This is a genomic window from Agrobacterium sp. ST15.16.024 (genome assembly GCF_027956545.1).
GTDB classification, from domain to species: domain Bacteria; phylum Pseudomonadota; class Alphaproteobacteria; order Rhizobiales; family Rhizobiaceae; genus Agrobacterium; species Agrobacterium cucumeris.
Map to the genome: position 1 here is coordinate 70107 of NZ_JAQKGO010000010.1, position 26573 is coordinate 96679.

The 26573-nt window shown below is 59.6% G+C and carries 26 protein-coding genes; 10 read left to right on the forward strand and 16 right to left on the reverse strand.

Annotated features, from left to right (window positions below; translation table 11 throughout):
* Positions 1-48: 48 nt before the first annotated feature.
* Positions 49-1032, forward strand: a complete 984-nt coding sequence (locus PL640_RS22015) for a TerC family protein (RefSeq protein WP_110756937.1) — start codon at positions 49-51, stop codon at positions 1030-1032.
* 186 nt (positions 1033-1218) lie between these two features.
* On the opposite strand, the gene PL640_RS22020 is transcribed toward PL640_RS22015, so the two are convergent.
* The 9 genes from PL640_RS22020 to PL640_RS22060 form a co-directional block, all read right to left on the reverse strand.
* Complete coding sequence (locus PL640_RS22020; RefSeq protein ID WP_142840127.1) at positions 1219-2736, reverse strand: ATP-binding protein; 1518 nt, start codon at positions 2734-2736, stop codon at positions 1219-1221.
* 126 nt (positions 2737-2862) lie between these two features.
* Positions 2863-3750 carry an EamA family transporter gene (locus tag PL640_RS22025; protein ID WP_271363540.1) on the reverse strand — a complete coding sequence of 296 codons (888 nt, stop codon included), beginning with the start codon at positions 3748-3750 and terminating at the stop codon, positions 2863-2865.
* Positions 3751-3787: 37 nt separating this feature from the next.
* The gene (locus PL640_RS22030) at positions 3788-4426 is read right to left on the reverse strand and encodes a LysE family translocator (RefSeq protein WP_142840129.1); all 639 of its coding nucleotides are present in this window, start codon (positions 4424-4426) and stop codon (positions 3788-3790) included.
* Positions 4427-4500: 74 nt separating this feature from the next.
* Complete coding sequence (locus PL640_RS22035; protein ID WP_271363541.1) at positions 4501-4788, reverse strand: HigA family addiction module antitoxin; 288 nt, start codon at positions 4786-4788, stop codon at positions 4501-4503.
* Between the two features lie 14 nt (positions 4789-4802).
* Complete coding sequence (locus tag PL640_RS22040) at positions 4803-5081, reverse strand: type II toxin-antitoxin system RelE/ParE family toxin (RefSeq protein ID WP_271363542.1); 279 nt, start codon at positions 5079-5081, stop codon at positions 4803-4805.
* 93 nt (positions 5082-5174) lie between these two features.
* Positions 5175-5414 carry a hypothetical protein gene (locus PL640_RS22045; RefSeq protein WP_142840131.1) on the reverse strand — a complete coding sequence of 80 codons (240 nt, stop codon included), beginning with the start codon at positions 5412-5414 and terminating at the stop codon, positions 5175-5177.
* Positions 5415-5806: 392 nt separating this feature from the next.
* On the reverse strand, positions 5807-6628 hold the full coding sequence (gene murI / locus PL640_RS22050; RefSeq protein ID WP_271363543.1) for a glutamate racemase: 822 nt from the start codon (positions 6626-6628) through the stop codon (positions 5807-5809).
* On the reverse strand, positions 6612-7457 hold the full coding sequence (locus PL640_RS22055) for an RNA methyltransferase (RefSeq protein WP_142840133.1): 846 nt from the start codon (positions 7455-7457) through the stop codon (positions 6612-6614). Before PL640_RS22055 ends, murI begins: the two co-directional genes overlap by 17 nt.
* Before the next feature lie 280 nt (positions 7458-7737).
* Positions 7738-8268, reverse strand: a complete 531-nt coding sequence (locus tag PL640_RS22060) for a hypothetical protein (protein ID WP_161991228.1) — start codon at positions 8266-8268, stop codon at positions 7738-7740.
* 215 nt (positions 8269-8483) lie between these two features.
* Between PL640_RS22060 and PL640_RS22065 the strand changes: the two genes are divergently transcribed.
* Positions 8484-9698: an NADP-dependent isocitrate dehydrogenase gene (locus PL640_RS22065; protein ID WP_046798443.1), complete on the forward strand. Its 1215-nt coding sequence runs from the start codon at positions 8484-8486 to the stop codon at positions 9696-9698.
* A 607-nt stretch (positions 9699-10305) separates the two neighbouring features.
* The gene (locus tag PL640_RS22070; RefSeq protein WP_271363544.1) at positions 10306-10932 is read left to right on the forward strand and encodes a glutathione S-transferase family protein; all 627 of its coding nucleotides are present in this window, start codon (positions 10306-10308) and stop codon (positions 10930-10932) included.
* A gap of 75 nt (positions 10933-11007) precedes the next feature.
* On the opposite strand, the gene PL640_RS22075 is transcribed toward PL640_RS22070, so the two are convergent.
* The 3 genes from PL640_RS22075 to recA all read right to left on the reverse strand — a co-directional run bounded on the left by PL640_RS22075 (position 11008) and on the right by recA (position 15496).
* Positions 11008-11391, reverse strand: a complete 384-nt coding sequence (locus tag PL640_RS22075) for a VOC family protein (RefSeq protein ID WP_271363545.1) — start codon at positions 11389-11391, stop codon at positions 11008-11010.
* 115 nt (positions 11392-11506) lie between these two features.
* Positions 11507-14170 (reverse strand): alanine--tRNA ligase, encoded by a 2664-nt coding sequence (gene alaS, locus PL640_RS22080; RefSeq protein ID WP_271363546.1) that lies wholly within the window; start codon positions 14168-14170, stop codon positions 11507-11509.
* Positions 14171-14404: 234 nt separating this feature from the next.
* A complete protein-coding gene (recA, locus tag PL640_RS22085; RefSeq protein ID WP_046798211.1) occupies positions 14405-15496 on the reverse strand; it encodes a recombinase RecA in 1092 nt (363 codons plus the stop codon).
* A 246-nt stretch (positions 15497-15742) separates the two neighbouring features.
* Between recA and PL640_RS22090 the strand changes: the two genes are divergently transcribed.
* Both PL640_RS22090 and PL640_RS22095 read left to right on the forward strand, forming a co-directional pair.
* A complete protein-coding gene (locus PL640_RS22090; protein WP_271363547.1) occupies positions 15743-16684 on the forward strand; it encodes a carbohydrate kinase family protein in 942 nt (313 codons plus the stop codon).
* Between the two features lie 29 nt (positions 16685-16713).
* Complete coding sequence (locus tag PL640_RS22095) at positions 16714-17637, forward strand: pseudouridine-5'-phosphate glycosidase (protein WP_142840139.1); 924 nt, start codon at positions 16714-16716, stop codon at positions 17635-17637.
* A gap of 286 nt (positions 17638-17923) precedes the next feature.
* On the opposite strand, the gene PL640_RS22100 is transcribed toward PL640_RS22095, so the two are convergent.
* A complete protein-coding gene (locus tag PL640_RS22100; RefSeq protein ID WP_271363548.1) occupies positions 17924-20188 on the reverse strand; it encodes an OmpA family protein in 2265 nt (754 codons plus the stop codon).
* 320 nt (positions 20189-20508) lie between these two features.
* Between PL640_RS22100 and PL640_RS22105 the strand changes: the two genes are divergently transcribed.
* From PL640_RS22105 to PL640_RS22125, 5 genes are all read left to right on the forward strand, one after another.
* The gene (locus PL640_RS22105; protein WP_142840141.1) at positions 20509-21282 is read left to right on the forward strand and encodes an ABC transporter substrate-binding protein; all 774 of its coding nucleotides are present in this window, start codon (positions 20509-20511) and stop codon (positions 21280-21282) included.
* A gap of 112 nt (positions 21283-21394) precedes the next feature.
* Complete coding sequence (locus tag PL640_RS22110) at positions 21395-22198, forward strand: ABC transporter permease (protein WP_142840142.1); 804 nt, start codon at positions 21395-21397, stop codon at positions 22196-22198.
* Positions 22195-23025: an ABC transporter permease gene (locus tag PL640_RS22115; protein WP_142840143.1), complete on the forward strand. Its 831-nt coding sequence runs from the start codon at positions 22195-22197 to the stop codon at positions 23023-23025. Before PL640_RS22110 ends, PL640_RS22115 begins: the two co-directional genes overlap by 4 nt.
* 168 nt (positions 23026-23193) lie before the next feature.
* Positions 23194-23460 carry an usg protein gene (locus PL640_RS22120; protein ID WP_142840668.1) on the forward strand — a complete coding sequence of 89 codons (267 nt, stop codon included), beginning with the start codon at positions 23194-23196 and terminating at the stop codon, positions 23458-23460.
* An 83-nt stretch (positions 23461-23543) separates the two neighbouring features.
* A complete protein-coding gene (locus tag PL640_RS22125; protein WP_271363549.1) occupies positions 23544-24368 on the forward strand; it encodes a class I SAM-dependent DNA methyltransferase in 825 nt (274 codons plus the stop codon).
* A gap of 319 nt (positions 24369-24687) precedes the next feature.
* Here the strand turns inward: PL640_RS22125 and PL640_RS22130 are convergent, their stop codons facing one another.
* From PL640_RS22130 to PL640_RS22140, 3 genes are all read right to left on the reverse strand, one after another.
* Entirely contained in the window at positions 24688-25176 is a 489-nt protein-coding gene (locus PL640_RS22130) for an Lrp/AsnC family transcriptional regulator (protein WP_003507846.1), read from the reverse strand.
* Positions 25177-25246: 70 nt separating this feature from the next.
* Positions 25247-25900 (reverse strand): uracil-DNA glycosylase family protein, encoded by a 654-nt coding sequence (locus PL640_RS22135; RefSeq protein ID WP_271363550.1) that lies wholly within the window; start codon positions 25898-25900, stop codon positions 25247-25249.
* Positions 25893-26486, reverse strand: a complete 594-nt coding sequence (locus PL640_RS22140) for a thermonuclease family protein (RefSeq protein ID WP_269699820.1) — start codon at positions 26484-26486, stop codon at positions 25893-25895. The genes PL640_RS22135 and PL640_RS22140 overlap by 8 nt, the downstream gene beginning before the upstream one ends.
* Positions 26487-26573 lie beyond the last annotated feature (87 nt).

Consider the following 26573-nt stretch of genomic DNA (forward strand, 5'->3'; position numbering starts at 1 on the left):
CACGTTCCCCATCCGCAAAGCCAACCTCGTCCGGCTAAAGGTTGACTGATGGAGTTCCTCCTCAACGATTTTCTCGGTACCCCCACATGGATGTGGGCGGTCTTCATTTCTCTCGTCCTTGGCCTCCTGGCGCTCGATCTCGGCGTGCTGCACAAGAATTCCAAGGAAATCGGCATTCGCGAAAGCTTGCTGATGTCCGGCTTTTACATCGCCATCGGTTTGGCCTTCGGCGGCTGGATCTGGTATCAGTCCGGCCAGCAATCGGCGATGGAATATGTCACCGGCTTCGTGGTCGAAAAAAGCCTGGCGATGGACAATATCTTCATCATCGCCATGATCTTCTCTTATTTCGCCATTCCCCGTCAGTACCAGCACCGCGTGCTGCTCTGGGGTATCCTCGGCGTCATCATCCTGCGCGGCATCATGATCGCCGGCGGTGCAGCCATCGTCGAAAACTTCCACTGGGTGCTTTATCTCTTTGCGGCCTTCCTCGTATTCACGGGCCTCAAGATGCTGTTCTCGTCCGACCATGACGAGGCCGATATCGGCAACAACCGCATCCTGAAATTCCTGCGCAGCCGCCTGCCGGTGACGGAGAAGCTGCATGGCGAGAAGTTCTTCGTCAAGGAAACGGATGCGACTACCGGCAAGCTCAAGACCTTCGTGACGCCGCTCTTCCTGGCGCTCATCATGGTTGAAATCGCCGACCTGATCTTCGCGGTCGATTCGATCCCGGCGATCTTCGCGATCACCACCGATCCGTTTATCGTATACACCTCGAACATCTTCGCGATCCTTGGCCTGCGCGCCCTATATTTTGCGCTCGCCGCCCTGATCCACCGCTTCGCTTATCTGAAATATGCGTTGGCTGCGGTTCTGGTCTTCGTCGGTTCGAAAATCTTCGTCGCCGATATGCTCGGCATCGCCAAAATCCCGCCCGCCGTCTCACTCGGCGTCACGGTCGCCATCCTCGCAACCGGCATCATCGGTTCGCTGATTGCGACACGCAAGGAAGTGAAGGCCGTCGAGTAATGATGAGCAAGGAGGAGGCGGTGACGCCTCCTCACACGCCGTCACCCCGGACCTGATCCGGGGTCCAGCGCGATCAAGTCATTGATCGCAAAAAGCTCTTCTCGCGGCGCAGACGCGCCGCGGCTGGATGCCGGATCTAGTCCGGCATGACGGAAAGGTTATTCCAAGCAGGAAACCCTGCCAACCTCACTCCGCCGCAAGCCGCGTATCATCCTCAGCCGCATCCGCATCGCCGGGTGCGGTCTTCGCATCGAGATCGGGAAAAGCCACGATGCGCTTGCCGGAGAAATCGGCATGCACCACCACGAGCTCCTTCTCCTCGAAATAACCGAGGAGGCGCCGCGCGCGGCGGGCGGAATGGGTGCCATAGGCGCGGGCAATGCGGGCATCCGACGGGCAAGGCTCTTCACCCAGCGCCGCCTTGACGAGCAGCAGGAAGACCCCCTGCAGATCGTCGGAAACCGACATCGACAATTCCAGCGCCTTTTCCCAGCCTTCGCTTGCCGCCATCGCCGCATCCACGCCGGAACGGGCAATCGCCACCTGTCGGCGGAATTCCGCCAATGTCATCGGCGTGCCGGGAATGCGGCGCATACGGGCGCGCACCAGAAAATCCTGATAAAGCACGGCATCCGTGCGATAGGCCGATTGCGGATCGTCGAGAATTTCCACAAGAACCGCACCGATCTTTTCCTCACGCTCTTCCGGCGTCAGTTCCGGCTGACCTGCACGCGGCGATTGCTCCGGTGTAGGGCCGACAGCGGCGGGTGTGGAACGCGAGAGCTCTGCCAGAATATCCGTGGTCGGACGCGGTGCTGGTGGCGTACGGCGCACGGCGGCGCGTGTGAATTCTTCCGGGTCCGGCGTGAAGATCAGGTCTTCCACATCCTGGGGTGCATCCGGCAGCGGCATCAGCTTTGGCGAGGATGAGCGCGCCGAGGTCTCCACCGCTCCAATGACGATGGGCAGCGGGCGACGCGAAAGCGCCGGGCCGAGCGCCACGAAATTGCCGCGCTGCAGATCGCGGAACATTTCCGCCTGTCGCCGGTCCATGCCAAGAAGGTCAGCCGCGCGCGCCATGTCGATATCGAGAAAGGTACGGCCCATCAGGAAGTTCGAGGCTTCCGCTGCCACGTTCTTGGCGAGCTTCGCCAGACGCTGCGTGGCGATGACGCCGGCAAGACCGCGCTTACGGCCACGGCACATCAGGTTCGTCATGGCGCCTAGCGACGCCTTGCGGGCATCTTCCGTCACCTCGCCGGCGACGGAGGGCGCAAACATCTGCGCCTCATCCACTACCACAAGCACCGGATACCAGAATTCGCGATCGGCATCGAACAGGCCGTTGAGGAAAGCGGCTGCGGCCCGCATCTGCTGTTCGACATCAAGGCCTTCCAGCGTCAGCACGCAGGAAACGCGATGCTGGCGAATGCGGTTGGCAATGCCGGCAAGCTCCGCTTCCGTGCGCTCGCCATCCACCACCACGTGACCGAACCTGTCGGAAAGCGTGACGAAATCACCCTCGGGATCGATGATGACCTGCTGCACCCACGGCGCCGATTGCTCCAGCAGCCGGCGCAGCAGATGCGACTTGCCGGAACCGGAATTGCCCTGCACCAGCAAACGCGTCGCAAGCAATTCCTCGATATCGAGCTTGGCCTGCTGCCCGCCCGATAAGGTTCCCATGTCGATGCCGACCTGCAATGTTCAATTCCTCGTGCTGCATCTGATCCGGCCGATTCTCTTGGCGGCGGCCGAACATGCTCTTTACCAAAAAATCGCCGGTTGCGTCTGCCCCGTGCCGATAATGCACAGGCAATTGCACCGCCTCTAGGCAGCCCCGGACGAGACCCGCAAAAATGCAAGCCGTCTGCCGAACACATTCAGCATCAGACCGATGATGACCAATGCGGCGCCGACCACTTCAAAGACGGTGATATGCTCTGCGAAAGCGAGATAGGCGCTGATGAAACCGACAATCGGCACCAGCAATGAAAACGGCGCCACCGTTCCGGCAGGATAACGCAGAAGCAGGTAACTCCAGATGCCCGCGCCGACAATCGTCGCACCATAGGCCATGTAGATCACCACGAGAGCCATCGTCGGCGTCGCATTGAGCACGCCTTCCGCAATCGCCTCAGGTCCTTCCACCACCAGCGAAAGCAGGATCAACGGCAGAACCGGCACAAGGCTCGTCCATGCGACAAAGGAAACCGCATTCACCTGGCCGATGCGGCGGTTGACGATGTTGCCGCAGGCCCAGGCAATTGCCGAGCCGACCCCCATCAGAAGCGGTACCAGGGCTGCGACCGTCATGCGTTCCACGCCGATGACCGCCAGCCCGCCAAAAGCAATGATCGCGCCGATGATCTGTGAAGGCAACGGCCGTTCGCCGAGAAACACCACGGCAAGCGCCAGCGTGAAGAAGGCCTGCGACTGCATGACGAGCGAAGCGAGCCCCGCCGGCAGGCCGAGCTTGATGGCCGGATAAAGCAGGCCGAACTGCACGAAGCCCATCGCCATGCCGTACACGATCATATGCCGCCACGGCACATTGGGTTTCGGCAGGAAGAATATCAGCGGCACGGCTGCAAAGAAATAACGCACACCCGTCAGAAACAAAGGCGGCATGTCGGTGACGCCGACCTTGATGGCGACGAAGTTGAAGCCCCACAAAAACACGGTGATCAGGGCGAGAAGTATATGCGGCAATGCCATTTTGTTATGTCCGAATTTCAGGCGATCAAGAGTTGCCTTACGGCGCGACCGCCCTCTTCCAGCCAAAGGCAATGAGACCGGCGCCGATCAGGAGACCACCACCCGTGCGGTTGACGATGCGCTGAACATTCGGCTTGCGGATCGTGTTGCGGGCGGCACTTGCCAGAAGTCCATAAAGCGCCGCATTGACAGTGGCAAGCACCAGGAACGTCACCTCGAAAATCAGCACCTGCGGCCAGAAGGGCAATGTCGGCACCAGAAATTGCGGCAGGAAGGCCACGAAAAACACGATGCTTTTCGGGTTCAGCGCCGTGACGATATAGGCATGCAGGAAGATTTTGAGCGGTCTTTCACGGCCCGTCACACCCTTGCCGTCCGCGCCTTCGCCGCTGATCGGTGAACGCCACAGCTTGATGCCGAGATAGATGAGGTAGGCGGCGCCAATCCATTTCAGACCGGTGAAAAGAGCAGCCGATGTGGCAAGCAGCGCGCCGAGCCCCAGCATCGAGGCCGTCATGGCGGTGAAATCACCCAGCGCCACGCCCGTCACCGTCGCGGTGCTCGCCTTGCGGCCATGGCCGAGTGCGTAAGAAATCACCAGAAGGATCGTCGGTCCCGGAATGGCGAGCATGATGGCGGATGCGGCCACGAAGGCCAGCCAGTTCTCCAAAGGCATGATGAAATCTCCCTTCACTCGATGCGGTGAGCAAGCCACCAAACCCACGAGGTATCAAGCGTAATCTTCGAAGATTATGCCGTCCTGTCATCCAACGGACGAACGGGCGGCTGCTCACGCTTCATCGCCTGTGCAAGATCGTAATTCGACTGCATGGCAAGCCATGCGCGGGCCGTGCTGACGCCTGCCCGCTCCAGCCGCACGGCAAGGTCAGGACTGACGCCCGCCCGTGCGTTAAGGACGCGCGAAAGCGCCACACGGGACATGCCGAGCCTTTCAGCGGCTTCTGTCACGGAAAGCTGAAGCGCGGTAATGACCTCCTCCCGCAAAAGCTCACCGGGGTGAACAGGAAACTTCATCATTGGAACAAATCCCTTCAGTGATAGTCTTGATAGTCGACAAGCTCGACATCGCTGTCCAAAAATCGAAATGTCACCCGCCAGTTTCCGTTCACCCAGATCGACCATTGACCCTTCATCTCGCCTTTTAGCGGGTGAAGTTTGAAACCAGGAAGATTAAGATCGGGCGCACTTGCCGCGACCTCAAGCAAGGTGAGTATTCGGCCAAGCTTGGCGGCATGGGCCGGCTGAATACCCTTCGTCGTCCCTGAGCGGTAAAAAGCTTCAAGCCCTTTGTGACGAAAACTCACGATCATGGAATAACGTTATCCTGTATCGCATCGCTATACAACACACCGAACGCCAGATCAGCCTCCAGGACATGTTTTTACCGAAGAGGCTGTCACGGATCAAAACCGCGGCGCCCAGTAAGGTGGCGCCCAGTCCCGACGCATCTTCCGCTCGGATGGCTCGAGGCCGATATCATCCAGCATACGTTCGGGTAGATCGGTGATATCCGTCGGCGGCGCACGCGGCACCATGGCCGCAACGAGAACCGCCCTTAGGGTTTTCCAGACGCCGAACGTGACGAACAAACGGTCGACCGCATCCGGCAGCGCATATGCTACCAATGGTTGATTTTTTTGCATGGAGATCCATCCCGGCGCAGCGAAGCGGCCAGGTCCTTTATCGATGGAAAACGACATGCCGGAATGACGGGCGCAGCACTCAGGCCACGCGAACGCGCAATTTCAGATGTCGAACGAAGTGAAAATGCCAAACGGCAAGGAAATCAGGCAATAAGCCTTATCGGAGGTTGATGCCTCGGACCATGTAACCACCGATGACCATGCCGGAAATGCCAGACATGCCGTTAAGGCGCATATTAAAATCGTCAGTCATTCCACGCCTCCTTTTATAGCGGTTACAGACGAGGGGCATCTTACACGAGATGCCAGGCGCGACAAGTGGTCGCAATCTCGAATTGCAAAAGTCAAATAAGATAGATGCAAAAATACAACAGGCGCTCAGGCGACAGAACTCAGGCTGCCGAAACGCTGAGACCGAACCCCTGCATCAACCGCCGTGTGGCGAAATCCGGCTTGCCCGACGTGAAGACGGCAAAGTCGAAGCCGTCGGGGTGTTCCGCATCCTGCGGCAGCGGTACCAGATGGCGCGCCCGCCTTGCTATCGCCTCTGCCGGATCAAGCCAGTCCACCGGCCAGGGCGCCAGCCGGCGAAACACATTGGCCATGAAGGGGTAATGGGTGCAGGCGAGAACGACGATATCGGTGCGCTTGCCGTCACTGTCGATGAAGCAGGGTTCGATTTCGGCCAGAACCGCCTCATCCGAAACCGGCTCACCCCTAATCCAGCTTTCCGCCATGCGCGCCAGATTTTCAGAGCCCACGAGACGGACATGGCACTGTGTGGCGAAGGACTGGATGAGATCACGCGTATAGGCACGCTTGACGGTACCCGGCGTCGCCAGCACGGAGACGAGGCCGGAGCGGGTGCGCTCCGCAGCCGGCTTGATGGCGGGAACGGTGCCGACAAATGTCATGTCCGGAAACCGGGCGCGAAGATCGGCCCCGGCCAGTGTGAAGGCGGTGTTGCAGGCGATGATGCAGACTTCCGGGCTGTAGTCCTGTAGCAGCGTTTCGAAGAGCGAGAGAATACGCGTCTTCAGCGCCTCCTCTTCCCAGCCGCCATAGGGAAAACCCGCATCGTCGGCCACATAGATGAAACCGCGCTCGGGCATCAGCACGCGCGCTTCGCGCAGCACGGTCAGCCCGCCAATGCCGGAATCAAACACCAGCACCGGTTTCAGCACATCGGCCGCGGCCTCACTCGTCTTCAGCATTCTCCCCGGTCCTCTCCGAATTGGCGCCCTCAGCCGACGGCGCCGCCCGGCCTGCCTGCTTTGGCCACTGCCGGGGGAAACGGTCGAGCGAATTGATCACGCCGCGGACAACGCTGATTTCCTGCTCGGAAAAACCCCGTCTCGACAGCACGGCACGCAGATTGTCGACCATTTTCGGCTTTTTTTCAGCAGGGTGGAAATAACCGCGCGCGTCCAGCGCTTCCTCGATATGTTCGAACAGGCCGAAAACCTGCTCCTTGGTCGAAGGTCGCTGCTCGACGGACTGGAAAAGCGTCTCCCCCAGGTCGTCCATGCCTGATTTCATCCATTCGTAAGACATCAGCAGCACAGCCTGCGCAATGTTCAGCGAGGCAAAAGCGGGGTTGACGGGGAAGGTCACGATCTCGTCGGCCAGCGCCACTTCCTCATTGGTCAGCCCCCAGCGCTCCCGCCCAAACAGAATGCCGGTCTTTTCGCCGGCCTTGAATTTTGCCCTGAGCGTATCGGCAGCGGTTACCGGCGCGCGCACCGGCTTGAAACCGTAACGCTCGCGCGCCGTCGTGGCATAAACGAAATTGAGATCCTTTATCGCCTCTTCCAGCGTCTCGAATACCTTGGTACCGTCAATGACATGATCGGCCTTGGAAGCGGCGGCTCGCGCCTTCTCGCTCGGCCAGCCATCACGCGGATTGACCAGACGCAGTTCGGAAAGGCCGAAATTGGCCATCGCCCGTGCCACCATCCCGATATTTTCGCCGAGCTGCGGTTCGACCAGAATGATCGCCGGGCCTTCCGCCAGAAGTTCAAGCTCGCTGTTAGTGCCTGCCATCGTCGTTTGTCCGTTTTCAAAAGCGCCGCATCGACTTTAACGCCGATACTGTAAAGCGCGCTTCACTGGCACAGATCGGCGCTAAAATCAAAGTCGGAGGGAGCACGCATCCCGCTCGGCTTTGCTGAAGATGAGAGCAAAACCACTACCCCGTCATCCTCGGGCTTGACCCGAGGATCCACAAACCGTTGAAATCAATCGATCCTCGGGTCAAGCCCGAGGATGACGCCGATTGTGGTGAAAGCCTCGCATCACCCTCAACAGGCTCAAACGCGACCCCTCACTCCCCCTTGATGATATTCGCCATCTCTTCGCGTAGCGAATCCCTGCCCTCATCGCCAACGCGGTGAATGTCGCTGATCACCGGCCGCCCGTCTTCCTCGATGACATCGAAATGAACTTCATCGACGGTCGCCTTCATCTCCGCCTCGTCCATGCAGGCCCACAGCTTGAATTTCGCCGTCACATCAGTCACGCCGTCCTTCACCGCGCCCGGCGTCACCGAAACATCCGCCAGCGGGCAGCCATCCTGCGAGTTCGTCACCACATCGTAACCGAAGGGATCGCCGGTCTCACCGCTTTCCGCCTCATAAGCCGGCTTCTTGGATGCTTCGCGATACTGGGTGACGAAGTCCTTGCTGAACAGGCTGGTCAGCATGTCCTCGTCGAAAATATATTTCCAATTTTCGGCGTCGCCGGACCAGTTCTTGACGGTGATGTCCATCACCTTCTGAACGGGATCGGCAGGCCCGGCCGCAAGGGCATTGTGCGAAAAGAGGACGGCGGCAGTCAGAAGCAGAATATTCCGCATGATGTGATCCCGGGATAGGCCCGACACGCGGGCGAAGCGATTCGCCTGACTGTATTCCGGCATTGTGGTTTGGCAATGCGCAATCCACTGTTGCGCTGCGCCAAAAAAGCGCCCCCCATGGCTTTGCCTCAGACGCTCGCGATGCTATAGCCGCACCGGATATTTTTCCGGATACCGGCGTCATCAGGCGCCACAGCTTCGAAGGTGAGGAATTCATGGCAAAGATCAAGGTAGCCAATCCAGTCGTTGATCTCGACGGCGACGAAATGACCCGTATCATCTGGCAGCTGATCAAGGACAAGCTGATCCTGCCTTACCTCGATCTCGATATCGAATATTACGACCTCTCGGTTGAAAACCGTGATGCCACCAACGACCAGGTCACCGTCGATGCGGCACACGCCATCAAGAAGCACGGCGTCGGCATCAAGTGCGCCACGATCACGCCGGATGAAGCCCGCGTCGAAGAATTCGGCCTGAAGCAGATGTGGAAGAGCCCGAACGGCACGATCCGCAACATTCTGGGCGGCGTCATCTTCCGCGAACCGATCATCTGCAAAAACGTTCCGCGCCTCGTTCCCGGCTGGACCAAGCCGATCGTCGTCGGCCGCCACGCTTTCGGCGACCAGTACAAGGCAACCGATTTCAAGTTCCCCGGCAAGGGCAAGCTGACGATCAAGTTCGTTGGTGAAGACGGTCAGGTCATCGAGAAGGACGTCTTCGACGCTCCGAGCGCCGGCGTGGCTCTTGCCATGTACAACCTCGACGAATCCATCCGCGAATTCGCCCGCGCATCGATGATGTACGGCCTGATGCGCAAGTGGCCGGTTTACCTGTCCACCAAGAACACCATCCTCAAGGCCTATGACGGCCGCTTCAAGGACATCTTCGAAGAAGTCTACCAGACCGAGTTCAAGGCGAAGTTCGACGAAGTCGGCATCATCTATGAGCACCGCCTGATCGACGACATGGTTGCTTCCGCACTGAAGTGGTCTGGCGGTTACGTCTGGGCCTGCAAGAACTACGATGGCGACGTTCAGTCCGACACGGTTGCCCAGGGCTTCGGCTCGCTCGGCCTGATGACCTCGGTTCTCCTGTCGCCGGATGGCCGCACGGTCGAAGCCGAAGCGGCACACGGCACGGTGACGCGTCACTACCGCCAGCACCAGAAGGGTCAGGAAACCTCGACCAACTCGATCGCTTCGATCTTCGCCTGGACCCGTGGCCTCGCCCACCGCGCCAAGCTGGACGACAATGCCGAACTGGCAAAGTTCGCGACAACGCTCGAAACCGTCTGCGTCGACACCGTCGAAAGCGGTTTCATGACCAAGGATCTGGCCCTGCTCATCGGTCCGGACCAGCCCTGGCTCTCCACCACCGCGTTCCTCGACAAGATCGACGAGAACCTCAAGAAGGCGATGGCGGCTTAAGCCTCTTCACTCAGCGACATCAAAACCCGGCCTCAGCGCCGGGTTTTTTCTTTGCGCCACAAAGCTGAAACGTCAGCGCCGCGGCACGGGCCGAGCGCGCCCTCACCTCCTCCTGCACTGGGAGACCGAGTGCACCCGTCGCGCGCCTGATCTGCAAATCTCCGACCAGAAGCGACAGCCCCCCGGCCCTTCCGGCATGTCAGCGCAATGACACCGCGTTTTTCCAATGCCTGAAAATAGGCCGCGAGTTTCGGCATGACGTGGTCACGATCTGGGCTGCATTGGGCAGAAAAAGGTGGAAAAACTGAAAAATCGGGCCGAAACGCCCGGTTTTCTTTTTTTGTTCACAGTATCTTGATTAGACGTTGCACTAGGCGCAGACTTCGATTCTGCACCGTGCCGTGGCCAGTATAACAATAAGACAAAGCTGAAACAGCATCTACTTACAGATAACTTGCCCGGTGCAGTCAAAACTTACCGTAGCGTCAGTACGATCTTCAAAGAGCGTGAGAATGATGCCGCGGGTTATAAAAACACACCGCGCCAGTGAGGGACCCGCAGGGTTTCCCCATGAGGTTGCGGCTATTTTGCTTGGGGAGGCAAAACTATGAGTGAGTTGATCTTCTACACCAATCCCATGTCGCGCGGACGCATCGCGCGCTGGATGCTCGAAGAAGTGGGTGTTCCGTATAAAACGGAAATATTGAGTTTCGAAACCTCGATGAAATCACCCGCTTACCGCCTGATAAACCCGATGGCCAAGGTGCCGGCCATCAAACATGGCGATACCATCGTCACCGAGGCGGCGGCGATCTGCGCTTATCTGGCCGACGCCTTTCCGGGTGCAAATCTTGCTCCGACGCCGAAGGCGCGCGGACTTTATTATCGCTGGATGTTTTTCGCTGCCGGCCCCCTGGAAATGGCGGCCAGCATGAAGGCAATGGGTTTTGAAGTACCGACCGACAAGCTGCGCATGGCGGGCTGTGGCAGCTATGCGGATGTGATGAACACGCTTGAGCGCGCCGTCAGCGAAAACCGCTTCATCGCCGGCGATCTCTTCACCGCAGCCGATGTTTATGTCGGTGCCCATATCGGTTGGGGGCTACACTTCGGCACGATCGAAAAACGCCCGGCCTTCATCGACTACATGGCGCATCTCACCGAACGCCCGGCCTTCAAGCGCGCTGCCCAGCTTGATGAAGATGCGGCGAAGGATTTGCAGGCAACCGGATAATCGGCCTGCGATATTGCAAAAAACGAACCACGGCCCGTCCGAAAATCGCCCATAGGGTCGGTCTTTGCGGCGGGTCTATTCATCGGATTGGCCGAGCGGTTCTCCGACCTCGATTGCATGCCCGTCCGGATCATAAAAGCGGAATACTCTCTGCCCCCAGGCCTGCTCTTGCACGGAATGAATAAGCTCCACATGCGGTGCGATATTTAGAAAAGCTGCATCCACATCTCCATGCTCGAAATAGAGCAGCAGGTTTCGCCTGCCATAGGGCTCTTCCATGCCGGATGGCGCCTGCCACACCGTCTCCTCAAGCGACCGCCCCTCATGAATGGCAAAGCCGCCTTCAAAGAGAACGAAATCCCCGAAGTCACGCAATATTCTGAGGCCGAGCCGGTCACGATAAAACGCCTTGGATCGGTCTATATCGCGCACGAAAGGGATGGGATTTACAAATCGCATCGCATGCCTTCCTCCCCGTCTTCAGCGCTCGATGGGCCATGCCGTCTCTCGCCAGCCGCAGCGCAGAATGAAAAAAGGCGGGGTAAAACCCCGCCCCTTCCTCAATCTTTCCGGATCAGGCCGCCAGTGCCGCGGCCACTGCTTCGATGGCCTCCTGCGCCTTGGCGCCATCCGGGCCGCCGGCCTGTGCCATATCCGGGCGTCCACCGCCGCCCTTGCCGCCAAGTGCGGCCGAAGCGGTGCGGACAATATCGACAGCACTGAAACGGGCCGTCAGATCTTCGGTAACGGCAGCAACGGCGCTTGCCTTGCCATCCTCGGAAACCGCAATCAGCAGCACGACGCCGGAGCCGATATTGGCCTTGGCCTCATCGGCAAGACCCTTGAGATCCTTGGCATCGATACCAGCAAGCGATTTCGCAAGGAAATTGACGCCCGCGACCTGCTGCACATCGTTTGCGCCGGCATCCGACGAACCACCGCCCATCGCAAGCTTCTTGCGAGCATCCGCAAGCTCACGCTCCAGCTTCTTGCGCTCGTCCAGCAGCCCTTCAACGCGCGACAGCACGTCGCCCGGCTGAACCTTCAACGACGACGCCAGAGCCTTCACCCGCTCATCCTGCTCGGCAAGATAGGCGAACGCCCCCTGACCGGTGACGGCTTCGAGACGACGCACGCCAGAACCGACAGCGCTTTCGCCGAGAATGCGGATAAGGCCGATCTGACCGGTGGCAGCCACATGGGTGCCGCCGCAAAGCTCAACGGAATAGGGACGGTTGGCTTTTGCGCCATGCAGGCCGGTGCCCATCGACACCACGCGAACCTCGTCGCCGTATTTTTCACCAAACAGCGCCATGGCACCTTCGGCAATGGCATCGTCAACGCTCATCAGACGCGTGACAACCGGCGAGTTCTGCAACACGATCTCGTTCGCCATGTCCTCGACGACCTTCAGCTCCTCGGCCGACATCGGCTTGGGATGTGAAACGTCGAAGCGCAGGCGCTCGGGCGCAACCAGCGAACCCTTCTGGGCAACATGGGTGCCGAGCACTTCGCGCAGCGCCTCATGCAGCAGGTGGGTTGCGGAGTGGTTGGCGCGCAGACGCGAACGGCGATCATGATCGACCGTCAGCTGTACGGCTTCATCGACCTTCAATCCACCCTTGGACACCGTGCCGGAGTGCACAAAAAGGCCTTCGCCCTTTTTGTGGGTGCCGGTGACATCAAAGCTGCCAGTTTCGCCGACGATGACACCGGTATCGCCCATCTGGCCGCCCGATTCACCGTAAAATGGCGTCTGGTTGACGATAATTTGCACCGTCTCGCCCTCGGCAGCATTATCGACTGCCTTGCCATCCCTGACGATCGCCTGAATGACGCCCTCAGCGGTTTCGGTGTCGTAGCCCAGGAATTCCGTCGCGCCGAGCTTTTCCTTCAGCTCGAACCACACGGTTTCCGTTGCCGTATCGCCGGAGCCGGCCCAGTGCGAGCGGGCTTCCGCCTTCTGGCGCTGCATGGCATCGGTAAAGCCGGAAATATCGACGCCGATTTCGCGGGCGCGCAGCGCGTCCTGTGTCAGATCGAGCGGGAAACCATAGGTGTCATAGAGCTTGAAGGCGGTTTCGCCATCCAGCATATCGCCCTTGTGCAGGGTGGAAGTAGCATCGGACAGCAGCGACAGGCCGCGTTCCAGCGTCTTGCGGAAACGGGTTTCCTCAAGTTTCAGCGTCTCGGAAATCAGCGCTTCGGCCCGAACCAGTTCGGGATAGGCGCGGCCCATCTGCTGGATCAGCGCCGGCAGCAGCCTGTAGATCAGCGGCTCGCGCGAGCCCAGAAGCTCGGCATGGCGCATGGCGCGGCGCATGATGCGGCGCAGAACGTAACCACGACCTTCGCTCGATGGCAGAACGCCATCGGCAATCAGGAAGGAGGCCGAACGCACATGATCGGCGATGACCCGGTGGCTGGCGCGGTGCTCGCCTTCGGCCGGAACCCCGGTTGCCTCGACGGAAGCGGCGATCAATGCGCGGAACAGGTCCGTGTCGTAATTGTCGTGTTTGCCCTGCAGCAGTGCCGAAATGCGCTCGAGGCCCATGCCGGTGTCGATCGACGGGCGCGGCAGGTCGATGCGTTCTTCCTTCGTCAACTGCTCATATTGCATGAAGACGAGGTTCCAGATCTCGATGAACCGGTCGCCATCCTCTTCCGGCGAGCCGGGCGGGCCACCCCAGATATGATCGCCATGATCGTAGAAGATTTCCGAACAGGGACCACAGGGACCGGTATCGCCCATCGCCCAGAAATTGTCGCTGGTCGCAATGCGGATGATGCGGTCATCGGAAAAACCGGCGATCTTCTTCCAGAGATTAAAGGCCTCGTCGTCGGTGTGATAGACCGTGACCAGCAGACGGTTGCGATCGATGCCGAATTCCTTGGTGATCAGGTTCCAGGCATGGGTGATCGCCTCTTCCTTGAAATAATCGCCGAAGGAGAAATTGCCGAGCATTTCGAAGAACGTATGGTGACGGGCGGTATAACCGACATTGTCGAGGTCGTTATGCTTGCCACCGGCGCGCACGCACTTCTGCGCCGAAGCGGCGGTGGAATAGGGACGGCTTTCAAGACCGGTGAAGACGTTCTTGAACTGCACCATGCCGGCATTGGTGAACATCAATGTCGGATCGTTGCGCGGCACCAGCGGGCTGGAGGGCACGATCTCGTGTCCATTCTTTTTGAAGTAGTCGAGAAAGGTCGACCGAATTTCATTTACACCGCTCATGCCCACACACCGCTCACAGCTGGAGTCCATCATTGCCATCACAAATGATGGCTATATTGCAAAATCAATGGCTTTTATCGTCCGTATCCTGCCCTGTCCAGCCATGCAGGTAAACCAAGGCGCATCGACAAACAAAAAGGGCCAGGCGAGGGAAAATCGCACAGCCCATTTCGTTTCGATCAGCTCATTTAGGTAAAGCGGCCCGACAATCCATGCCCGGCCGCTTTTGAGGTGTCAGCCCTCGTCGCCGTCACCGTCGCTATCGCCGGCATCCGGACCGCCATTCTGCAGGAAGCGGTCAGCGATCAGACCGGCATTCTGACGCAGCGCCAGTTCGATCTCATTGGCCGTCTCCGGATTGTCGCGCAGGAAGGTCTTGGCGTTTTCACGCCCCTGCCCCAGACGCTGGCTGTTATAGGAGAACCATGCACCGGATTTCTCGACGATACCGGCCTTCACGCCGAGATCGACAAGCTCGCCGGTCTTGGAAACGCCTTCGCCATACATGATGTCGAATTCCACCTGCTTGAAGGGCGGTGCCATCTTGTTCTTGACGACCTTGACGCGCGTCTGGTTGCCGACCACCTCTTCGCGTTCCTTGACGGCACCGATACGGCGAATGTCGAGGCGCACGGAGGCGTAGAACTTCAGCGCGTTACCGCCCGTCGTCGTTTCCGGCGAACCGAACATGACGCCGATCTTCATGCGGATCTGGTTGATAAAGATCACCATACACTTCGACTTGGAGATCGAAGCGGTCAGCTTGCGCAGCGCCTGGCTCATCAGACGTGCCTGAAGACCCGGCAGGCTGTCGCCCATCTCGCCTTCGATTTCCGCCCGCGGCGTCAGCGCCGCAACCGAATCGACGACCAGAACATCGACCGCGCCGGAACGAACCAGCGTATCGGTGATTTCCAGCGCCTGCTCGCCGGTATCCGGCTGCGAAATCAGCAGGCTCTGCAGATCCACACCCAGTTTGCGGGCATAGACCGGATCAAGCGCATGTTCGGCGTCCACGAAAGCGCAGATGCCGCCCTTCTTCTGGGCTTCCGCAATGGTCTGCAGCGCCAGCGTCGTTTTACCCGAGCTTTCCGGACCATAAATTTCAACGATGCGCCCCTTCGGCAGACCGCCGATGCCGAGCGCGATATCCAGGCTGAGCGAACCCGTTGAAACGGTTTCCACTTCAACCACATTTTCATTGGAACCGAGCTTCATGATCGATCCCTTGCCGAACGAACGTTCGATCTGGGAGAGCGCCGCTTCCAGTGCCTTGCTTTTATCCACGGATTTATCCTCTACGAGACGCAAAGAATTTTGTGCCATCTGAACCACCTTTAGGTTATTGAAGCCGCACAGGCAATGAAGCAGTATGGAAATGGTATGTACTCCATTTGTTCTCATTTCGCAAGGCACGGCCAGCATATTGAAAACAAATAACGATAAGTGGTTTGTTCTATCTTTGTTTTTCGGCTCCGGCCTATCGCCGCAAACGGGAAGTGACAGGGAAACGGACAGGAGGTTCGGCCGAATCGTCCGGCCTTTCCATCCGCCAAAGAGGGAAACGCAAGCGTGAAGAAAATACTCGTTCTGGGCGGCGCGCATATCGACAGGCGCGGCATGATCGAGACTGAGACGGCGCCCGGCGCCAGCAATCCCGGCTCCTGGATGGAGGAGGCAGGCGGCGGCGGTTTCAACGCGGCGCGCAATCTTGCCCGGCTCGGTTTTGCCGTCCGCATCATCGCGCCACGCGGCGGCGACGTGACGGGCGAAGCGGTGGCGGAGGCCGCAAAATATGCCGGCGTCGAAGATACGCCCTTCATTTTCCTTGACCGTCGTACGCCGAGCTACACTGCCATTCTGGAGCGTGACGGCAATCTGGTCATCGCGCTTGCCGATATGGACCTCTACAGGCTCTTTACCCCGCGCCGCCTGAAAGTGCGTGCCGTGCGCGAGGCGATCACGGCAAGCGACTTTCTGCTCTGCGATGCCAATCTGCCAGATGACACGCTGACGGCGCTCGGCCTCGTCGCCCGCGCCTGCGAAAAGCCGCTCGCCGCCATCGCCATTTCCCCCGCCAAGGCGGTGAAACTGAAGGGCGCGCTTGCCGATATCGACATCCTCTTCATGAACGAGGCAGAAGCACGCGCGCTCACCGGAGAGACGGCGGAAAATGTTCGCGACTGGCCCGGCATTCTGCGCAAGGCCGGGCTTGCCGGCGGCGTCGTCACCCGCGGCGCAAGCGAGGTCGTGGCTTTCGATAGGACGCAAACCGTAACGCTCAACCCGCCCCTTATTCGCGAGGTGAAGGACGTGACCGGCGCCGGCGACGCCATGGCCTCCGGTTATCTCGCCGCGATCGCCGAGGGAAAGACCATCGCGGAAGCGCTGAGACAGGGTGCGGCGGCTGCGGCCATCACCGTACAATCGCCCTTCGCCACCTCGCAGGATTTATCAAAAGACAGTGTCGATGCCATGTTGGGACTTGTTCCCGCAGCTGAGATACTGGCATGAACCCGCTTTCAAGAACTGGAACAGAATAAATGACCCGCCCAATCTCCCCGCTCCTGCCCATCGTTTATTCACAGGAAGTCGCCGCCGCCAAGCAGCGCGGTGCGCCGATCGTCGCACTTGAATCGACCATCATCACCCATGGCATGCCCTATCCCGGCAATATCGAGATGGCCGAAAGCGTCGAACAGATCATTCGGGACCAGGGCGCCGTTCCGGCGACCATCGCCGTCATTCACGGCACCCTGCATATCGGCCTCGAAAAGGACCAGCTGGAGGCGCTCGCCCAGACCACTGACGCCATGAAGGTCTCGCGCGCCGATATCGCCTTCGCAATCGCCGAGCGCCGCACCGGTGCCACCACGGTTGCCGCCACCATGATCGCCGCCGCCCGCGCCGGCATTCGCGTTTTCGCCACCGGCGGCATCGGCGGTGTACACAAGGGAGCGGAAGAGACCTTCGATATCTCCGCCGATCTGACCGAACTGGCCAAGACCGGCGTCATCGTCGTCTGCGCCGGCGCCAAGGCGATCCTCGATATTCCGAAGACGCTCGAGGTTCTCGAAACCAACGGCGTGCCCGTCGTCACCTTCGGCTCGGAAGAATTCCCGGCCTTCTGGTCGCGCTCCTCCGGCCTGGCGAGCCCACTTTCGCTGAACAGCCCGGCGGCAATCGCCAATTTCCAGGTAACCCGCGAACAGCTCGGCATCGATGGCGGCATGCTGATCGCCAACCCCGTCCCGGAAGAAGACGAAATCCCCCGCGAAGAAATGGAAATCTACATCAACCGCGCCATCTCCCATGCCGAGCGCGACGAAGTCACCGGCAAGGCGGTCACGCCCTATCTGCTCGGCGATATCTTCCGGCTGACGGATGGCCGCAGTTTGGAGACCAATATTGCGCTGGTGCGCAACAATGCGCGGCTGGCGGCGGAGATCGCCGTGGCGCTGGACTAACCGCCGAGGTTGGGATCATCCTCAAGTTTGTGGGCGATGGTAGGGTTCGAAAACCTCTCATCCGTCATGCCGGACTAGATCCGGCATCCAGCCACGGCGCGTCTGCGCCGTGAACGAGTTTTTCGTGATCAAGGACTTGATCACGCTGGACCCCGGATCTGGTCCGGGGTGACGGATTGCGGATGATCCAACTTCGTCAAACGCCTCGGCGCTAGGGACATAGTAATCACCAAAAAGCCCGGAAAGCTTGCGCTCTCCGGGCCTTTGTTTTCCTGCCAGAACCCAATCAGTTCTGCGCGACCGGCTTCACCAACGGCGTGACGCGGCGGATGGTGACGCGGCGGTTCTGCTGTTCCGGACCGAGTGTCTGGACCTTCAGGTAACGCTCGCCATAACCCTGCGTCGCAAGGTTTTCCGGCGGAATGCCATAGACATCGGTCAGCACATTGGCGACGGATGCGGCGCGCTCGTCGGAAAGAACGAGGTTGCTTTCATCCGAACCCACGGCATCGGTATGACCTTCGATCAGGAAGGTTTCCGCCGGGTTCTTTTCCAGCGCCTTGTTGATCGCGTCCGCCACCTTGCGCAGTGAGCGAGCCTGCGCCATCGGAATTTCGGCGCTGCCGGTGGCAAAGGTGATCGTATCGAGGTCGATACGGCGCACCTTGTCACGGATACGGGCCGAATAGCGCACTTCATCCAGCGAATAGACACGCTCCACGGGCTCGACCGGCGGCTGCTCGAGGAAGCGGTAATAATCGCGGTCCGGATCGCTCGACGTGTCGATGATATAGTCACGAACGGGGATACGCAGGCGCATTGGCGGCAGGTCGAGGCCCGGATCGCGATAGACATAATCGCGGTCTGGATCGTCCATCAGCTCGGGCGCATAGAACAGCACATATTCCCGGCCGCGATCATCGATGCGCGAGCGCTGGATCACGTCGCCATAACGATTGCGGATCGTCACCACCTGCGTGCCGTCACGGCGCTCCACGGTTTCGCGGACGCGACCGCCCGGCAGACGCTCGTAATAGGGCTCGCCGCCATCACGAATGAAGCGCTGATTGTCATCGCCACGCACGACGACACGATCGCCGAATTGCAGGATGATCGGCGCATCGCGATCACGATCCCGGTCACGCGGGCGGCCCTCACGTGGCTGCCATTCGCGCACGCCTTCCGGCCGCTCATATTGCGGACGACGGTCGATGCGCTCGCCCTGCTGGGAGGTGATCGCCTCCATTTTCACGGGCGGCGGCGGGGTCTTGCCTTCGGCGGCACCGGCGCGCTGCGCCTCGGCGTCGGAGGTCGGAACCTTCACGTCACCGGCCTGTTCACGCTCCCGGCGACGTTGCTCGCGGGCCTGATTATTACCGGAGCGCTCCACTTCCTTGTCGCTGTCGAGAACGGCCGCACCCTTGTCGACCGGCAGGATGACGGTATCGGCGGTCTTGGACGGGTCCTTGGCAACCGCCTTGGCCTTGTCCAGTTCCTCCTTCGTCATAGGTGGTGCTTCCGTCTGCGGAACGGCAACCTGGTTGGGAACGGGCTCGCCGGCAGGTGCCTGTCCGGTCGTGGCGCCGCTTGGCGGCGGGGGCGTCGGCGTGCCCGGCAGCGGCGCTGCAGGCTCTGTCTTGCCCTGACCTTCGACTGGCGGCCTCTCGGAAGGCTGCTGGCCGGGTGCGGGGTTGGGCTGTGCTTCTGGCGCCGGCGGACGTGCAGGTGTCGGCGCTTCCGTCGGAACAGGCGCTTCTTTCGCGGCCGGTTCCGGAGCGTCGGGCTTTTTCTCCGGAACAGCCTTTTCGGCCGGTTCGGATTTCTGTTCCGGAGCCTTTTCTTCTACCTGCGGCTTTTTCTCACGCGGTTTGGCGGGCTGCTCGGCATTGTCAGGACGTGCGGCCGGCTGCTCGGCGGCAGGCTCTTTTGCACGTTCCTTGCGCGGGCGCTCCTTCGGCTGCTGTTCAGCGGGTGCCGCCTCAGGCGCGGCTTCGGGGGCGGCCTCCGGACGCTGGCGTGCGGGCCGCTGCTCGCCTTCCCCTTGAGGCTCCTGTGCCCGCTCGGGTTTGCGTGGACGTTCCTGCGGCTGTTCGGCAGGCGCCGGTTCAGGGCGGGCTTCGCGCTGCTGCTGCGGCTCACGCTGAGGTTCCGGCGGTGCTTCACGCTTGGGTTCCGGCTGCGCTTCACGTTGCGGCTCGGGACGCGGTTCGGCAGGTGCGGCTTCCGGCTTCGGCTCGGGCGGGCGTTCACGTGGCGGCTCGGGGGCCTGCTCCTGCTTCGGCGGCTCTGCCTGCGGCTGCGCTTCTTCGGCCTGCTGGCGCTGTTTGCGCAGAAGCTCCTCCGGGTTCTGTTCCTCGGCCACCTGGCCTTCTGGCTGCGCCTGCGCCAGAATCAGCGGGCTCTGCAACTTGGGCATCTGGGTCTGCGCCCGCGCGGCTCCGGCAAAACCGGCAGCAGCCGGCTCCACCGCAATCGCCAGCGACATGAGGGGGAAAACCACCCCCGTCAGCAATCTGTTCTTCTTCAGCATCGGTGCGTCCTCATCTGCCATTATTGGTCGCTTGTATCGCGACATCTTGAACCGGCTGCGCATGCAGGCGCTGGTCAACGCCTTGCACACGCTTCGGTTCCCATGATGGACAAAGCCTTGTGTACCGGAAATGAACAGATCAAGGCGTTTTCGTGAAAGCTCTGCGGCGCAATCGAGATGACTAATATTGCAGTTGCATTTTTTGACCAACCGGATGAATAATTGCCCCGGCGCTGAAGGCCACGGAAAACAAAAAAACATTCCGTCGCGCCTTGCGCTTATGGCGTCCGCACTGAAAACAACAACAGACTGCGGATGAACGACCAAAAGAGAGGATCGAAATGCCTATTTCCACCCGTCTGCTCGCAGCCGTATCGATTGCCGCTATCTCGCTGTTTTCAGGTGCCGCCCTTGCGCAGGACAAGATCGTCATCGGCACCGAAGGCGCCTACCCGCCCTTCAACAATCTTGAAGCCGACGGCACGCTGACCGGCTTCGACATCGACATCGCCAAGGCGATGTGCGAACAAATGAAAGCCGAATGCACCTTCGTCACCAATGACTGGGACGGCATCATTCCCGCCCTTCAGGCCAAGAAGTTCGATGCCATCATTGCTTCCATGTCGATCACGCCCGAGCGTCTCGAGAAGGTCGATTTCTCCAAGAAATATTACAACACGCCGCCGGCCATCGCCGTGCCGAAGGATTCGCCGATCAAGTCTCTCGACGACCTGAAGGGCAAGTCGCTCGGCGCCCAGGGTTCCACCACCCACTCCAACTATGCTGAAAAGCATTTTCCGGATGCCGACGTGAAGATGTATCCGACCGCCGACGAATATAAGCTCGATATCGCCAATGGCCGTATCGACGCCGTGATCGACGATATCGTCGTGCTTTCGGAATGGCTGAAGACGGATGCCGGCGCCTGCTGCAAGATCCTGACGCCGCTCAAGGTCGATGTCGAGATCAACGGCAATGGCGCAGGCGTTGCGGTCCGCAAGGGTGACACAGCGCTCGCCGATAAATTCACGGCTGCCATCGCCGGTATCCGCGCCAGCGGCAAATACCAGGAGATCAATAAAAAATACTTCGATTTCGACGTTTACGGCGAGTAAGCCTGCTCGATCTGTTGAAATCTGGTGGCGGAAGGCTTGCCCTTCCGCCATTTTTGTTTGAAAACGTCACCATAACAATCACGGCGGCTTAAGACCGCGGGGGAAAACTGGCATGAGCGGAGCATTTTCCGCCATAGGTGCGTTCTGGACCTATGTCTCGACACTTCTCGACCCCTTTTGCGGTCCGGTCGGTCTCTTCTCGCTTTTCGGAAACGGCACCCTTGTTGCGTGTGGTGATGCAGGCTGGGGCGATGAAATCGCCTTCGGCGTCAAGGTCACGATCTCGCTGGCGCTTGCGACATTGCCTGTCGGCCTGCTGATCGGCTTCCTCATCGCGCTTGCGGCGCAATCGGAAGAAAAGTCGCTGCGGCTGGCAACCGGCATCTACACAACCATCTTCCGCGGCCTGCCGGAACTGCTGACGCTCTTCATCGTCTATTACGGCATTCAGATGCTGCTGCAATCAGCAGCGGGTTATGTCGGCATCACCGGCCCGGTCGAGATCAATGCCTTCGTGGCCGGCATGGTCGCGCTATCGGTGGTGTTTTCATCCTATGCTTCCGAAGTTCTGCTCTCCGCCTTCAAGGCCATTCCCAAGGGCCAATATGAGGCGGGCCATGCGCTTGGCCTGTCGCGCGGCCGCACCATGGTGCTCATCATCATTCCGCAACTGGTCAGGATCGCCCTGCCCGGCATGACCAATCTCTGGGTCATCCTGCTCAAAGACACGTCCTACGTTTCGATCATCGGACTTGCCGATATCATCCGTCAGACCGGCATCGCCGCCCGGGTCAGCAAGGAAGCATTCTTCTTCTACGGCATCGCCTGCCTGCTTTACCTCATCCTCGCACTTCTCTCCTCCATCGGGATCGGCTTCATCGATCGCTGGTCTCGCAAGTCGGAGGCACGCCGATGAGCCATATCAATGAACTCATTCCGCCGCGCCCGGCGCCAGCCATAGCCGACAAGCCGCTCAACATATCGCGCATCGTCGGCATCGCCGTCATCATGCTCTGGCTGCTGCTCGCCGCCGGCTTGATCTTCGCCATGATCGAAGGGTGGGACTGGGCGAAATTCGAACGTTACGGGCCGCGTTATATTGATGGCCTCATCACCACCATCACGCTGGTCGGCAGTTCGATCATTCTCGGCGCAATCTTGTCGGTGCCGATCGCCTTTGCGCGTATGTCGAAAAACCGCGTCCTCGGCGCGCTGGCCTATGCCTATGTCTATGTCTTCCGCAGCACGCCGCTTCTGGCCCAGCTTTTCCTGATCTATTACGGCCTCGGCAGCTTCCGCCCGCAACTGGAAGCCGTTGGTCTGTGGTGGTTCTTCCGTGAAGCCTGGTATTGCGGCCTCCTGTCGCTGACCCTCAACACCGCCGCCTATCAGGCCGAAATCCTGCGCGGTGCAATCCGCAGCGTGCCGCTCGGCCAGCATGAGGGCGCCGCCTCGCTCGGCATTTCGAAATTCATCACCTTCCGCAAGGTCATCCTGCCGCAGGCACTCATCGTCGCGCTGCGTCCTTACGGAAACGAGATCATCCTGATGATCAAGGGTTCGGCAGTCGTCTCCATCGTCACGGTCTTCGACCTGATGGGACAGACCCGCTACGCCTTTTCCCGCACCTTCGATTACCAGGCCTATCTCTGGGCCGCGATTTTCTACCTGACGATCGTCGAGACGCTGAGGCACGTCTGGGCCTGGCTGGAAGCCCGCCTGACACGCCACCTCAAGCGTTAAGCCAAAGCTTGGCAGCACTCATCAACTGAGGCTGCCAACATTTTGAAAAATATAACTATTTTGTGACAGTCCATGGCTTTGGCAAGGTTGGATTAACCCTGTCGTGTTCCCATGTCAGATACAGCGGCAACGCTGTGATCGGCAATCATGGAAACGGGAACCGCCGTCATGAACAAGGACATGGAAATGATGCTGAGAGGCTACGGCCTCACCACCGCCCAGATATTCTACCGCATGCCGGACCATCCGCTGGTTCTGCAGACCTATGTCTGGCAGGACTATGATCTCGCCCCGGATTTTCCCGAAATGCACGGCTTCCTCAAATTCTGGCAGGAAAAGCTCGACGGACCGCTACATTCCGTCCGCTACGTGCACCGGCAGGTGATCTCGGCGCAGGAATGGCGCGCGCTGAAAGGGGAGTTCATCATCCACTGAGAACTGTCCCCACATAAACGTTGCGCCAACCACCGTTGCGGCTTACAGCAAGCGTCAACCGAAGACGTTATGGATACCGCACGATGACGAAGAACCAGAAAATCGACGAAGAGGCGCTTGCCGAGGCCTATAACCGCGCACTGACGCTTGAAAAAGCCGGCGATGTGGAAGCGGCGGTAAAAGCCTATCAGGAAGTTCTGGCGATCGATCCGGAAGATCACGGTGGCGCCGCCGTGCGTATCGCCGCCATGGGCCGGGGCGAAACGCCACCGAAAGCGCCAGACGCCTACGTCGAAACCCTGTTCGATCAGCACGCCGAAGCCTTCGAGGATATTCTTGTCGAACAGCTGGGTTATGCCGTACCGATGATGGTCCGCCAGCGGCTGCAGACGCTGAACCTCGGCCCTTTCAAGCGCCTGCTCGATCTCGGCTGCGGCACCGGCCTCACGGGCGAGGCGCTGCGCGACATGGCCGAGGACATTACCGGCATCGACATTTCCGAAAACATGGTCGAAATCGCCCATGAGAAGGACCTCTACGAGACGCTTTACGTCGCCGAAGTCGAAGATTTCCTTGAGGATAATGACGACGAACCCTTCGATATCATCACCGCAACCGACGTGCTGCCCTATCTCGGCGCGCTGGAACCGATGTTTTTCGGCGCCGCCGAAAACCTCAATGCCGGCGGCCTGCTGATCTTCTCCTCGGAAACCCTGGACGAAAAGACCTTGGCCGGACGTCCCTATATGGTCGGCCCGCATCACCGTTTCGCCCATGCGGAAAATTACGTTCGCGAAAGACTGGCTGCGACCGGTTTCGATATCCTCGAAGTCACCGATATCAACGTCCGCATGCAGGACGGCAACCCGACACCGGGCCATCTGGTGATTGCCAAGCTCAAGGGCTGAGGCCCCGACATTGCGGCATATTTCTTCTCCCCGAGGGGGAGAAGATGGCCCGAAGGGTCGGATGAGGGGGCAACGTTGCCGGATTTCGGAGAGCTTGCCCCCCTCATCCCGCTGCCGCGGACTTCTCCCCCGCGGGGAGAAGAAACAAGTGGCGTCCGCTCGGCCCAATGCGACGAACTCTGCCGTGCTGAATCAATATCTCATCAAGATCGCCCAGCCAGTTGAAGAGATTCGACTTTCCGTCGCAACAACCCGCAAATAAAAATGCCCTCCCCGGCAACCGGAAAGGGCATTGCTCAAAAACCGGATGAGCGGCGTATCACTCTTCGCCGGATTTCGGATTATCCAGCAGCATGTAATCGAGCGGCAGTTCCGTCGTATATTTGATCTGCTCCATCGCAAAAGCAGACGACACGTCGCGAATTTCGATCTTGGCGATCATCCGCTTGTAGAAAGCGTCATAGGCAGCAATGTCAGGCACGACGACGCGCAGGAGATAATCGACATCGCCGCTCATGCGGTAAAATTCGACGACCTCCGGAAATTCGGAAACCACCTCGGAGAAACGCTTCAGCCATTCGATGGAATGGGAGGCGGTGCGGATGGAAACGAAAACCGTGACCTTGGTGTTGACCTTGACCGGATCAAGCAGCGCCACGCGCCGGCGGATGACACCGTCCTCTTCCATCTTCTGGATACGCCGCCAACAGGGCGTCGTGGAAAGTCCGACCTTTTTCGCCAGATCAGCGACGGCCAGCGTGGAATCCTCTTGCAGAATGCGCAAAATCTTACGGTCAAGGCGATCCAATGCGTCTATCCTCCTGAATTAATTTCCTTTCAATACACTAATTTTTGCAGAAAAACAGAAAATTGTTTCACTAAAGCCGCATTTCCACATGTTGCCGCAGAACCGGAAGCAGCTCCTGCGTGAACCATGGGTTCTTTTTCAGCCAGCCGGTATTGCGCCAGCTGGGGTGCGGCAGCGGTAAAATGCCAGGGCCGGAATTGACGTGCAGGTGGCCGCGCCAGTTCTGCACGGTTTCGGTCATGGTTTTGCGTCGCTTTTCGCCCAGATGAAAAGCCTGCGCATATTGGCCAACAGCAAGGATCAGATCCACCTGCGGCATCGCTTCCATCACCCGCTCACGCCATACAGGCGCACATTCGCGCCGCGGCGGCAGGTCGCTGCCCTTTTCGTCGTAACCCGGGAAACAGAAACCCATGGGCACAATGGTGAAGCGGTCGGGATCATAAAAAGTCTCGCGGTCGACATTCAGCCATTGCCGAAGCCTGTCGCCGGAAGCATCGTTAAATGGCAGTCCCGTCTCGTGCACACGCAGGCCCGGCGCCTGCCCGGCAATCAGGATGCGGGCCTTCTTCGACATGACGACCACCGGCCGCGGTTCATGCGGCAGGCGATCGGCCATGCCCCTGACAGGCGCGTCACGACAGAGGCGACAGCGGGTAATCTCGCCGCGCAACGCATCCAGCCCGTCATCGAACCCCGGCATGGATTGATCCATCTCAGCCATGCGACCATCCCAGAAGATGGCGGATGACGGTCAGGAATCCCGCCGCCGGTGTCTCGATATCCGCTGCCCGGTGCTCCCGCCGCCATTGCGAAGGTTTTTCGAATTCGCCCGCCCAGATGCCCCGCGCATCCCGGCGCGCTGCGGCCTGTTCACCTGAAAACTGGAAGTAACCGGAGGCGACGGCAAAACCCGCCGACACCATTTCCGCCGAAACATCCCTGCCGCCGGCGGCACAATAAACGAGCAGCCGGCCGTAACGGTCCCTCGAACTGCCGGAACAGGAAAAATTCTGCGCCACGACCAGCCGTTGCAGCACACGGCGCGCCTCCTCCCCGCAGGGCCAGGTCTCGGCGCCGCGCCGGCATGTCTGCAACAGTTCGGGCGCATCGATACCCAGCAGACGAAACCGCTCTTCACCCTTTGAAAGCGTATCGCCGTCGATCACGAAGAAACGACCGCTATACGTCTCGCTGTTGATCTGGTCGAGCTTGGCGGCGATGAGGATGCCGAGAAAAACCGCGGCAAGAAACAGCCCGCCGTCGCGGAACGCCGAAAAACCCCTGCGCCTGCCTCCGTTTCGTCCCATGTAACAACAAACCCTTGTCAGAAATGGCAAACAAATCCTTTCACGGCAGCATCTTCTTAAGATTTTGAGCGTAGCCTGCAAGGGTTC

Bases quoted from the DNA above. Each gene is read 5' to 3' on its own strand.
- PL640_RS22070 (WP_271363544.1), top strand. From the start codon at position 10,306: ATGAGTGAGTTGATCTTCTACACCAATCCCATGTCGCGCGGACGCATC.
- PL640_RS22125 (WP_271363549.1), top strand. From the start codon at position 23,544: ATGACGAAGAACCAGAAAATCGACGAAGAGGCGCTTGCCGAGGCCTAT.
- murI (WP_271363543.1), bottom strand. From the start codon at position 6,628: ATGCTGAAGACGAGTGAGGCCGCGGCCGATGTGCTGAAACCGGTGCTG.
- PL640_RS22095 (WP_142840139.1), top strand. From the start codon at position 16,714: ATGACCCGCCCAATCTCCCCGCTCCTGCCCATCGTTTATTCACAGGAA.
- PL640_RS22040 (WP_271363542.1), bottom strand. From the start codon at position 5,081: ATGATCGTGAGTTTTCGTCACAAAGGGCTTGAAGCTTTTTACCGCTCA.
- PL640_RS22110 (WP_142840142.1), top strand. From the start codon at position 21,395: ATGAGCGGAGCATTTTCCGCCATAGGTGCGTTCTGGACCTATGTCTCG.
- PL640_RS22115 (WP_142840143.1), top strand. From the start codon at position 22,195: ATGAGCCATATCAATGAACTCATTCCGCCGCGCCCGGCGCCAGCCATA.
- PL640_RS22015 (WP_110756937.1), top strand. From the start codon at position 49: ATGGAGTTCCTCCTCAACGATTTTCTCGGTACCCCCACATGGATGTGG.
- PL640_RS22060 (WP_161991228.1), bottom strand. From the start codon at position 8,268: ATGCGGAATATTCTGCTTCTGACTGCCGCCGTCCTCTTTTCGCACAAT.
- PL640_RS22135 (WP_271363550.1), bottom strand. From the start codon at position 25,900: ATGGCTGAGATGGATCAATCCATGCCGGGGTTCGATGACGGGCTGGAT.
- PL640_RS22075 (WP_271363545.1), bottom strand. From the start codon at position 11,391: ATGCGATTTGTAAATCCCATCCCTTTCGTGCGCGATATAGACCGATCC.
- PL640_RS22065 (WP_046798443.1), top strand. From the start codon at position 8,484: ATGGCAAAGATCAAGGTAGCCAATCCAGTCGTTGATCTCGACGGCGAC.
- alaS (WP_271363546.1), bottom strand. From the start codon at position 14,170: ATGAGCGGTGTAAATGAAATTCGGTCGACCTTTCTCGACTACTTCAAA.
- PL640_RS22045 (WP_142840131.1), bottom strand. From the start codon at position 5,414: ATGCAAAAAAATCAACCATTGGTAGCATATGCGCTGCCGGATGCGGTC.
- PL640_RS22105 (WP_142840141.1), top strand. From the start codon at position 20,509: ATGCCTATTTCCACCCGTCTGCTCGCAGCCGTATCGATTGCCGCTATC.
- recA (WP_046798211.1), bottom strand. From the start codon at position 15,496: ATGGCACAAAATTCTTTGCGTCTCGTAGAGGATAAATCCGTGGATAAA.
- PL640_RS22120 (WP_142840668.1), top strand. From the start codon at position 23,194: ATGAACAAGGACATGGAAATGATGCTGAGAGGCTACGGCCTCACCACC.
- PL640_RS22140 (WP_269699820.1), bottom strand. From the start codon at position 26,486: ATGGGACGAAACGGAGGCAGGCGCAGGGGTTTTTCGGCGTTCCGCGAC.
- PL640_RS22025 (WP_271363540.1), bottom strand. From the start codon at position 3,750: ATGGCATTGCCGCATATACTTCTCGCCCTGATCACCGTGTTTTTGTGG.
- PL640_RS22035 (WP_271363541.1), bottom strand. From the start codon at position 4,788: ATGATGAAGTTTCCTGTTCACCCCGGTGAGCTTTTGCGGGAGGAGGTC.
- PL640_RS22030 (WP_142840129.1), bottom strand. From the start codon at position 4,426: ATGCCTTTGGAGAACTGGCTGGCCTTCGTGGCCGCATCCGCCATCATG.
- PL640_RS22100 (WP_271363548.1), bottom strand. From the start codon at position 20,188: ATGGCAGATGAGGACGCACCGATGCTGAAGAAGAACAGATTGCTGACG.
- PL640_RS22055 (WP_142840133.1), bottom strand. From the start codon at position 7,457: ATGGCAGGCACTAACAGCGAGCTTGAACTTCTGGCGGAAGGCCCGGCG.